Origin of the sequence: Clostridium sp. (genome assembly GCF_051654825.1) — a bacterium.
Lineage (GTDB): Bacteria > Bacillota > Clostridia > Clostridiales > Clostridiaceae > Clostridium.
The window spans coordinates 1-11,000 of sequence record NZ_JBOFYU010000057.1; the positions used below are offsets into that span (position 1 = coordinate 1).

9 protein-coding genes are annotated in these 11,000 nt (G+C 28.1%); 6 read left to right on the forward strand and 3 right to left on the reverse strand.

Annotated elements, in window-relative coordinates; translation table 11 throughout:
- Positions 1 to 17 precede the first annotated feature (17 nt).
- The 5 genes from mutS to ACRDBA_RS03570 all read left to right on the forward strand — a co-directional run bounded on the left by mutS (position 18) and on the right by ACRDBA_RS03570 (position 7,445).
- Positions 18 to 2,735, forward strand: coding sequence for a DNA mismatch repair protein MutS (mutS, locus tag ACRDBA_RS03550; protein ID WP_438571552.1), 2,718 nt, complete (start codon positions 18 to 20; stop codon positions 2,733 to 2,735).
- 15 nt (positions 2,736 to 2,750) lie between these two features.
- On the forward strand, positions 2,751 to 4,751 hold the full coding sequence (gene mutL, locus ACRDBA_RS03555) for a DNA mismatch repair endonuclease MutL (RefSeq protein WP_438571553.1): 2,001 nt from the start codon (positions 2,751 to 2,753) through the stop codon (positions 4,749 to 4,751).
- A 15-nt stretch (positions 4,752 to 4,766) separates the two neighbouring features.
- Entirely contained in the window at positions 4,767 to 5,690 is a 924-nt protein-coding gene (miaA, locus tag ACRDBA_RS03560; protein WP_438571554.1) for a tRNA (adenosine(37)-N6)-dimethylallyltransferase MiaA, read from the forward strand.
- A 21-nt stretch (positions 5,691 to 5,711) separates the two neighbouring features.
- Complete coding sequence (gene hfq / locus ACRDBA_RS03565) at positions 5,712 to 5,939, forward strand: RNA chaperone Hfq (protein WP_438571555.1); 228 nt, start codon at positions 5,712 to 5,714, stop codon at positions 5,937 to 5,939.
- Between the two features lie 228 nt (positions 5,940 to 6,167).
- Entirely contained in the window at positions 6,168 to 7,445 is a 1,278-nt protein-coding gene (locus ACRDBA_RS03570; protein ID WP_438571556.1) for an aminotransferase class I/II-fold pyridoxal phosphate-dependent enzyme, read from the forward strand.
- Between the two features lie 35 nt (positions 7,446 to 7,480).
- On the opposite strand, the gene ACRDBA_RS03575 is transcribed toward ACRDBA_RS03570, so the two are convergent.
- Together ACRDBA_RS03575 and lexA are read right to left on the reverse strand one after the other, a co-directional pair.
- Positions 7,481 to 8,077, reverse strand: a complete 597-nt coding sequence (locus ACRDBA_RS03575; RefSeq protein ID WP_438571557.1) for a hypothetical protein — start codon at positions 8,075 to 8,077, stop codon at positions 7,481 to 7,483.
- A 76-nt stretch (positions 8,078 to 8,153) separates the two neighbouring features.
- Complete coding sequence (gene lexA / locus ACRDBA_RS03580) at positions 8,154 to 8,759, reverse strand: transcriptional repressor LexA (protein WP_438571558.1); 606 nt, start codon at positions 8,757 to 8,759, stop codon at positions 8,154 to 8,156.
- A 158-nt stretch (positions 8,760 to 8,917) separates the two neighbouring features.
- Here lexA and ACRDBA_RS03585 point away from each other — a divergent pair, with 158 nt between their 5' ends.
- Complete coding sequence (locus ACRDBA_RS03585) at positions 8,918 to 9,301, forward strand: hypothetical protein (protein ID WP_438571559.1); 384 nt, start codon at positions 8,918 to 8,920, stop codon at positions 9,299 to 9,301.
- A 225-nt stretch (positions 9,302 to 9,526) separates the two neighbouring features.
- Here ACRDBA_RS03585 and ACRDBA_RS03590 read toward each other — a convergent pair whose 3' ends face one another.
- Positions 9,527 to 10,516, reverse strand: a complete 990-nt coding sequence (locus ACRDBA_RS03590; protein ID WP_438571560.1) for a tyrosine recombinase XerC — start codon at positions 10,514 to 10,516, stop codon at positions 9,527 to 9,529.
- Between the last annotated feature and the right edge of the window lie 484 nt (positions 10,517 to 11,000).

Here is an 11,000-nt window from a genome sequence, read left to right on the forward strand (position 1 = left end):
AAAGGAGATGATTTTATTTGGCTTTAACACCTATGATGAAGCAATATTTTGAAATAAAAGAAAACTATAAGGATTGTATAGTCTTTTTTAGACTAGGAGATTTTTATGAAATGTTTTTTGATGATGCTAAAACTGCATCGAGAGAGCTTGAGTTAGTTCTTACTGGTAGAGATTGTGGCTTAGAAGAAAGAGCCCCTATGTGTGGAATTCCTTTTCATGCCTCAACTGGATATATATCAAGACTTGTAGCTAATGGATATAAGGTAGCTATATGTGAGCAAGTTGAAGACGTATCTGCCTCAAAGGGAATAGTTAAAAGAGATGTAGTTAAGGTAATTACTCCAGGTACATATGTAGAGCAAACAAAAGATAGTGAATATAAAAATACATACATTATTTCTATATATGAAGAGGATGGATATATGGGATTAGCTTTCTCTGATATATCTACTGGAGAATTTAAATCAACATCATTCTTAAAGGCTAAATCAACATTGTTAGATGAAATTTCTAAGGTTAATCCAAAGGAAATATTAATAGATAATAATGTAAGTGAAAGTTTAATAAAGGATATAGAATCAATTACCTCTTCTTTATTTACAAAGAGAGATTTAAATAAATGTTATTGCAGCGATGAAGAGCTATTTAACCAATTTAGTGAAGCAGAAGTAGTAGGCTTAACTGAAACTTCTAAAAGGGCTTCAGCAGTATTACTTAAATACATATATGATACACAAAAAATGAGCTTAACTAATATTAACTTATTAGAATCCTATGACATAGTAAATTATATGACTATAGATAGTAGTTCAAGAAGAAACCTAGAGCTTACAGAAAGCTTAAAGGAAAAATCTAAAAAGGGAAGTCTTATATGGGTACTTGATAAAACAGCTACTTCTATGGGAGGAAGAGTTCTTAGAAAATGGATAGAGGAACCTCTTATTATAAAGTCAGAAATACAAAAAAGATTAGATAGTGTAGAAGAGTTATTCTCTAATATGTATTTCAATGAAGACTTAAGAGATTCCTTAAAGGAAATATATGATATAGAAAGAATTGTTGGTAAAATTTCTAATCAAAATGTTAATGCTAAGGACTTAGTTTCTTTAAAATCATCATTAGAAAAATTACCTTTTATTAAAGCTCAATTAGCTAATTGTTCTTCACCATTATTAAAAGAATGGTTTGAGGAATTAGATGAGCTTGCTGATATAAAAGATTTGCTAGCAAATTCACTTTTAGATGATCCTTCTATAACTATAAAGGAAGGAAATATAATTAAGGATGGATATAGCAAAGAAGTAGATGAATTAAGAGGAGCAAAGCTTAATGGTAAGGAATGGATTGCTTCTTTAGAAAATAAAGAAAGAGAATTTACTGGAATTAGATCTTTAAAGGTTGGTTACAACAAAGTATTTGGTTACTATATAGAAATTTCTCGTGCTAACTATAGTTCTATTCCAGAAGGAAGATATATAAGAAAGCAAACCTTAGCTAATGCAGAAAGATTTATTACTCAAGAGCTTAAGGAAATGGAAGAAAAGATATTAGGTGCAGAAGAAAAGCTTATTAATTTAGAATATGAATTATTCTTAAATTTAAGGGATTCTGTAGAAAAGGAAATAGCAAGATTAAAGAAAAGTGCAAGGATTATAGGTAACCTAGATTCTTTATCTACTTTAGCTTTAATTGCAGTAGAAAATAACTATATTAAGCCTTCATTAAATGAAGAGGGAATTATAAATATAACAGAGGGAAGACATCCTGTAGTAGAAAAGGTATTAGGAAATGGAGAGTTTGTTTCTAATGATACTATAGTAGATAATACAAATAATCAATTATTATTAATTACAGGGCCTAATATGGCAGGTAAGTCTACTTATATGAGACAGGTAGCCTTAATTACTTTAATGGCTCAAATAGGTTCATTTGTTCCTGCTAAAGAAGCTAATATTTCTGTATGCGATAAAATCTTTACTAGAATAGGGGCATCAGATGACTTAGCTGGTGGAAAATCTACTTTTATGGTAGAAATGTGGGAAGTATCAAACATCTTAAAAAATGCTACACATAATAGCTTAGTTTTACTAGATGAAGTTGGAAGAGGAACTTCTACTTATGATGGACTTAGTATAGCTTGGTCAGTAATAGAATATATATGCAAAAATAATGCTTTAAGATGTAAAACATTATTTGCTACACACTACCATGAGTTAACTAAGCTAGAAGGTGTAATACCAGGAGTTAAGAATTACTCAGTAGCGGTTACTGAAGTAGAGGATACTATAATTTTCTTACGTAAAATAGTAGAAGGTGGAGCAGATCAATCTTATGGTATAGAAGTTGCAAAATTAGCAGGCTTACCTGAAGATGTAATAAGTAGAGCTAAAGATATCTTAGAATCATTAGAAGGAGAAAAGCCTTTAGAAATAGTTTCACATCATGTTCAAAAGGAAGTAGCTCCTGATATTGTAGAAGAGAAAGAACAATCAAAAGAACAATCAATAGAAGAACCTAAATCAAATATAGAAAAAGAAGTTAAAAAAGAAGAAGAAAAGAAGTCTAAGTCTTCTGCTATAAAGGAAGATGAGCCTAATTATCAATTAGACTTTACTATGATAGAAAAAGATGCATTACTAAATGAAATTGCAGGAATAGACGTAATGGGATTAACTCCATTAGAATCTATGAATGTATTATATAAATTAGTTTTAGAATCAAAAAAATTTAAATAACTAGGTGATAATAGCATGAAAAGAATAAATGTGTTAGATGAACATACATCTAATAAGATTGCAGCTGGTGAAGTAGTAGAAAGACCTTCATCTGTTGTTAAGGAATTAGTTGAAAATTCAATAGATGCAAATTCTAAAAACATTACTATAGAAATAGAAGAGGGTGGAACTAGCCTAATAAGAATTATAGATGATGGTGATGGAATACATAGAGAAGATGTAGAAAAAGCATTTTTACCTCATGCTACTTCTAAAATAAGGGCTGTTGAAGACATATATTCAATTAATACCTTAGGTTTCCGTGGAGAAGCATTACCTTCTATAGCCTCAGTAGCAAAGGTAACATTAAAAAGTAAAACAGAAGAAGAGGAATTTGGAAGAGAAGTTCAAATTTCAGGTGGAGAATTTATATCTACTAATGATGTAGGAATGAATAAGGGAACTACTATAGAAGTGCGTGATTTATTTTTCAACGTTCCTGCTAGAAAAAAGTTTTTAAAGACATTATCTAGGGAAGGTGCATTAATAAATGACATTATAAGTAGAATTGCTTTATCAAACCCTGACATATCATTTAAATTATATAGTAATGGAAAAAAACTTTTACATACCTTTGGAAGTGATAATTTAAAGGATGTAATAAGAACTATATACAACAAGACTATAAGCGATAACTTAATTTACTTTGAAGCTCATGATGATGCAATATCATTACATGGATACATAGGAAAAGAAGAAATAGCTAAGGGATCTAGAAATAATCAAACTATTTTTGTTAACGGAAGATATATAAAGAATAAAACTATTGTAGCAGCAGTGGAAAATGCATTTAAATCCTTTGCTACTGTAAGTAAGTTTCCCTTCTTTGTATTATTTATAGAAGTTTATCCTGAATTTGTAGATGTAAACATACATCCAACAAAGGCAGAAATAAAGTTTAAAGAAGAAAGAGCAGTATTTAAAAGAGTTTTTGATTCTGTACATGGTGCTTTTAAGGAATCTTTAATAAATACATTCCAGCTTCCTAATGAGGAAATTAATGATTCACCCTTTGAAGCTGTTAATGATATAGAAAAAATTGAGTTTAACATGGATTTTATGGGAGAATCACCAAATAACATAGCTATCACTTTATCTGAAGCAATAGAAGAAGAGGCAAAGGTAAAATATACTCCAGCATTAGAATCTATTAACCTAGAAGAAAGCATAAAAAAAGAAGAAGATATTTATAAAAAACTCTTAACTATGAAGGAGGATATTTCACCAATAGTCTCTATAGCAAAAGAAGAGGTTTTAATTGAAGATAAGACTTCTATACCAAGCACTATTAATTCAAGTTATAATACTTTAAATAGCACTACTGAATTTATAGTAAAGGAGACTAATTCAACAGAGGAATTACCTACACAAGTTAAAGCTTCGGAAAAAACTGCAAAGTTCCCTAAGCTAAAAGTAATTGGTCAATTTAATAAAACTTATATTTTATCTGAATATGATGATACTTTATATATAGTAGATCAACATGCTGCTCATGAAAAAATACTTTTTGAAAAGTATTTAAAGGATATTGAAGAGGGAAGTATAATAATACAACCATTATTAGTACCTACATTAATCCACTTAAATATGGATGATTATTGTTACTATGAAGAAAATATAGATATATTTAAAAATGCAGGCTTTATTATAGAAGATTTTGGAGGGAATACTGTAGCCTTAAAGGAAGTTCCTTATTTCTTAGGAAAGCTAGATGCTAAAAATCTATTTTTAGATATTCTTTATAATGTAAAATCTCTAGGTTCTGGTAAAACATCAGAAGTTAAGTATAACAAAATATCTTCTATGGCTTGTAGAGCTGCTGTAAAAGCTAATGATAAGCTTACAGAAGCTGAAATGGATAAACTATTAGAAGATTTAAGATATATAAATGATCCATTCCATTGTCCACATGGAAGACCTATAATAATAAAATTTACTAATTATGATTTAGATAAGAAATTTAGAAGAATTGTATAAATTTAAGGAGAAATAATGAAACATAAAGTATTAGTGTTAGCAGGACCTACAGCTGTTGGAAAAACAGAACTATCTATAAGGTTAGCAAAGGAATTAAATGGAGAAATAGTTTCGACAGATTCAATGCAAATATATAAACATATGGATATTGGTTCAGCAAAGATAACGATAGAGGAAATGGATGGAGTAAAACATCATATGATAGACGTAGTAGATCCTGGAACTCCATTTTCTGTATCAGATTATAAGGAAATGGCTGAAAAATCTATAGATGATATTATTTCACGTGGTAAGCTACCTATTTTAACTGGTGGCACTGGACTATATATAAATGCTCTTACATGTAATATGAGCTTTACAGAGGCTGGTAGCGATGATTCATATAGAAATGAATTAGACTTACTTGCAGAAGAGCATGGAAATGAATATGTTCATAATATGCTAAAGGATATAGATGAAGAAAGCTATAATAATATTCATGCTAATAATAGAAAAAGAGTTATAAGGGCTTTAGAAGTTTACAAGCTAACAGGAAAGCCTTTTAGTTCATTTAATGCAGGAGATGAGTTTTATAACGGAAAATATGATGTTCATTACTTCGTATTAAATATGAATAGAGAAAAGCTATATAGCCGTATTAATAAAAGAGTAGATATAATGATGGAAAAAGGCTTATTAGATGAGTGTATAAAATTAATTAAAATGGGCTATAATTCATCTATGCAGTCAATGCAGGGTATTGGCTACAAAGAAATTCTATATTATTATGAAAAATCTATTCCACTTTTAACTGCTATTGAAATGGTTAAGCAAGGTTCTAGAAATTATGCTAAAAGACAAATTACTTGGTTTAAAAGAGATCCTAGAGCTAATATCTTAAATAAAGATATTTTAAGTGATGAAGAAATTTTCAATATAATTGTAGAGGATTTGAAATAATAAACATAAGGAGGAGAATAATTGAATAAGAATTCTAATAATTTACAAGATATATTTTTGAATGGCGCAAGAAAAAATAATATTCAAGTAACAATTCATTTAACTAATGGCTTTCAAATAAGAGGCTTTGTTAAGGGTTTTGATAATTTTACTGTAATTTTAGATTCAGATGGAAAGCAAATGTTAGTATATAAACATGCAATTACTACAATTACTCCAAATAGAGCAATTTTATTTCAAGATAACTAAAATGAGAAAGAAGCGAAAACCTGCTTCTTTCTTTTTTTATAATAGAACATCCAAGTTACAATTTGCATATAATTTTTTTAATACATAAAAACTCATATTACATAAAGTAGATTTTGTATATATAAATTTTTATAGTGTGCTAATAATGAAATTATGTTATTATCATATAGAATAATAAAGGATACCGAGAGGAGGAGCTACATTTTTAAGTGTAGTGATTAATTAGTTATGTTAAAAGTTACAGAAGAATTAATTAAAAAAGCATACAATTTTAAAGATGAAACTATTGATTTATATAGTAAAGCTTTAAATGATGTAGAAGAGCAATTTAAAATCTATGATGAAATTAGAGAATATAATCAATTAAAGGTGCTAAAGGCATTTCAAGATGAAAGAATAAGTGATTCTCATTTTACAAATTCATCAGGATATGGATATGATGATATAGGAAGAGATACGCTTGATAAGGTGTATGCTAGAGTATTCAATACTGAAGCTGCTTTAGTTAGACCTCATTTTGTAAATGGTACGCATGCAATAGGTTGTGCCTTAATGGGGAATTTAAGAACTGGCGATACAATGTTTGCTATTTCAGGAGCTCCATATGATACATTACATAATATAATAGGTATTAGTGGAAAAGAAAATATAGGTTCATTAAGAGAATATGGTGTTAAATATAAGCAAGCTGATTTAGTAAATGGAACTTTTGATTTAGAAAAAATAAAAGAAGAACTTTTATCTGATGAATCAATTAAATTAATTCATATCCAAAGAAGTACAGGATATGGTTGGAGAAATTCATTTCTAGTATCACAAATAGGAGAGATAATAAGCTTTGTTAAGAACTTAAGAAATGATGTAATGGTATTTGTAGATAATTGCTATGGTGAGTTAATAGAAACTATAGAACCTACAGATGTTGGAGCTGATTTAATAGCAGGTTCATTAATTAAGAACATTGGTGGGGGAATAGCTCCTACTGGAGGATATATAGCTGGTAAAAGAGAGTATGTAGAACAAGCAAGTTATAGGTTAACAACTCCTGGAATAGGAGGAGAGTGTGGTTCAACATTTGGTGTTATGAGACAATTATACCAAGGTTTATTCTTAGCTCCTCATATAGCTATGGAAGCAGTTAAAGGTGCTGTATTCTGTGCTAGAATAATGGAACTTGCAGGCTTCGAAGTATTACCAAAATACACAGATAGAAGAAGTGATATAATTCAAGCTATAAAGTTTGGAGAAAAGGATAGCTTAATTAAATTCTGTAAGGGGATTCAAAAAGGATCACCTATAGATTCCTTTGTAGAATGTGAGCCATGGGCTATGCCTGGATACACAGACGAAGTTATTATGGCAGCTGGTGCCTTTATTCAAGGTTCATCTATTGAATTATCAGCTGATGCTCCTATAAGAGAGCCTTATATAGCTTATCTTCAAGGTGGATTAACATTTGATCATGCAAAGATAGGAATTTTAATAGCTTTAAATTCAATATTATAATAAAAAGGTGAATGTTTATCATTCACCTTTTTATATTAGCAAGAAGCGATTTCACTCTTTATAACTAATGTTTCAGCATTAGTTATACAAAAGTTATTAGCTTCCTTATGTTTAAATATTAAAATTACAAAGCTTATTGCATTTACACCAGTAAAGATTATACTTGATGCTGATAATGCATATAAGAAAATATTAAAACCTGAAACTAATGAAATTATTGTAGGAACACATGTAAAAAGTAAAAAAGGTAAAAATAAAACTAAAAATAACTTCACCTTACTTAATGAACCTAAATACTTATAATCAAAAATAGGCTTTTTAAAAGAATAAACTAAAGAGGTATTTTCACTATCTAGAAACAAAATAGGGAAGAGTGTTGTTATAACTTTATTTAAAATTAATAAAGTTAAATATAATAGCCCGAATGTTTTTATAAAATGAAATAAACCATCTTGATAATAATATATTGTATATCCTAAACCAAATGCATAACTACAAGTAAATAGAACATTTAATATAGTCCTAATAGACTTAAATGAAATATATTTATTATCCCATATATTTTTGTAGTCATTAAGATAGGCCTCATCTAATAGATTTTCTGTAGAGCTTGTCTCATTTAAGATCTTCATAAGAAGTTACCTCACATAAAAGTTATTTTTAAATAAAAAAAATAGAGTCACATTTAAATATATGACTCTACATTAACTAATATGCTCTAAATAATCCAACTAACTTTCCAAGAATAGAACATTGGTCAACTATAATTGGATTCATAGTATCATTTTCAGGTTGTAATCTAATATGATCATTTTCTTTATAGAATGTTTTGATAGTGGCATCATTTTCTAATAGAGCAACAACTATTTCTCCGTTTGCAGCAGTGTTTGTCTGCTCAATAATAGCTAAATCTCCATCATTAATTCCTGCATTAATCATGCTTTCACCAATAACTCTAAGCATAAATAATTCCTTGTTATGCTTTATGTAATCTATAGGTAATAAGAAAGTATCTTCTATGTTTTCAGTTGCTAATATAGGAACACCAGCAGTAACTCCACCTAGTATAGGAATACTAACCATTTCCTTTTTATTAGTAATATTTTCAGTTATTTCTAAAGCTCTAGGCTTAGTTGGATCTCTCTTAATTAATCCTTTTTTCTCAAGTCTTTTTAAATGGCCATGAACAGTAGAAGTAGACTTTAGATTAACAGCCTCACAAATTTCTCTTACTGATGGTGGATAGCCTTTATTTTCTGTATATAACTTTAAAAATTCATAAATTTCTAATTGTTTATCTTTTACTTCGGTCATTTATTTCACCTCTCAATGTTATTATTTATTATAACACAATATTAATAGAATATCAAACCTACGTTCTCTAAACTTATGTTCTTATTTTATTAAATATTGATAAAAATACTTACATTTGTTATAATTTAATTTAACTATTTATAGTAAGGAGAGATTACATGAATAAAAAAGATTACAACGAAGATGATTATTGCGACTTATACGGCAGAAAGATTTGTGACAACTGTGGAAAATGTTTAGAGGAAGATGGAGTAGATATAAGAGCTATAAACATAGAAGAAATTGCAAAAACAGTTGAAGAAAATGAATATTTAGAGAAAGAATATATAAAAGCTGTAGAATCTACTGAAGAAAAAGTTGAAGAAGTAAAAGAGTGTTTAACAGCAGAAGAATTCTTAAAAGATCATGGAGATGAAAGTGATTACATAGATGCTTTTGATCATATAGAATATTTAGAAGATGAAGATTTCTTTGATGAAGCAAATTTAGAAGATTTAACTGAAGAAGTTTTCCCAGGAGTGAGAAAGCTTAAGATTAAATAATAAAGAAACTATTTTTTAGTTTCTTTATCGAATTACTTTACATAATAATTATTATAGTACATATAAAATTAATTAAAGAACATATGTTCTTTAATTGTAAAAGTACCATTTTATAATAAAAAGCATTTTTATACAAATAAAAGCTAAAATATATAGTATTTTATTATATTTACTATATATTTTAGCTTAAAAAATGCCCTTTTTAGCACTCTCGAACATTTGTTCTTATTTGATTTTTGAAAGAGGATTAGATTTTACCGCATCTCTTAATGTCTCATCATCTATATGGGTGTAGATTTGAGTAGTTGAAATATTTTCATGACCTAAAATTCCTTGAAGGCTTCTGATATCAACATTACCGTATTTGTACATCAAAGTAGCAGCAGTATGCCTTAATTTATGAGGTGTATATTTTTCATTTGATATACCAGATGATCTAATATGTTTTTTTACTAGTAATTCAACTGTACGCTTGTTTATAGGTAAATATCTAGAGGAGAGTAGTAAGTACTGTTTATTTTCTTCAGTAGCCTTAGAATCGTCTCTATTCATCATATAATTATTTATAGCATTTATAGATGCATCGTTTAAGTAGACAGTTCGTTCTTTACTTCCTTTACCTATAATAGTAAGAGTATCCCCTTTAATTTTATTTATTTTTATACTACACAATTCAGAAAGTCTTAAGCCACAATTTAAAAAGAGAGTTAATATACAATAATCTCTATAGTAATTATGATTTTTTTTATCTAAGTTTTCTAACAAGTGTATACTTTCATCTAATGTAAGATAAATAGGGTGCCTTTTATTAATTTTAGGTGATTCCAAATCTAAAGCAGGATTTTCATCTATTATTTTAGCTTTGCCATATAAGAACTTATAGAAGGATTTTAAGCAAGCTACTTTTCTGGCTCTGGCGTATGAACCGTTATTACGATGTTTTTCAAGAAAGGATAAAAAAGCATAAATATCTGTAAGTTTAATTTTACGTATAAAGTATTTATCTATATCGCTTATATCTATATCTTTAAATTCAGTTTTAGGATCTCTAACTTCACCTTTATAAACCTTCATAAATCTAAAGAATAAAGTTAAATCTACTTTATAAGCAGAAATGGTATTTGCTGATTTTCCTTTAATAGTTTCTAAATAATTAAAATACTCCTTAACGCTTTGTGGTAAATTTTCGGATTCAACTAAATCCTTACCAATAATATCTATAAAGTTGAAAGAATTCAAATTTGTTTTTTCTTCAGAATCTAAATCTGTTTTTCTTACGATTTTCTTTTTAAAAGATCTAGGTTTTTCAACTTTTTTCTTTATACCTAAATCCTTTAACCATATTTGTATATTTCTTATTCCAACATCATATATTTCAGCAAGTTCCTTTGTAGTCTTATTGCATATAGTAACTAAAATATATAAATCTTTAATTATATAATAATATACCTTATTTGGATTTTCTTCATGAACCTTTTTTATCATTTTACTTATAGTTTCTTCATCTTTTATAGTTAATTTCGTATTTAAAAGATCTAGTATTTCGCTAGAATATACGAAATCTTCATATTTCGTTTTATCATTTCGTTTTTCGCTCATTTTTAACCTCCAAAACCTCTTAAAGCCTTGATATTAGTATATCATAGAACTTTATTTCGTTCAACTAATATAATTTCGCTAAATGTATATTTAGCGAAAT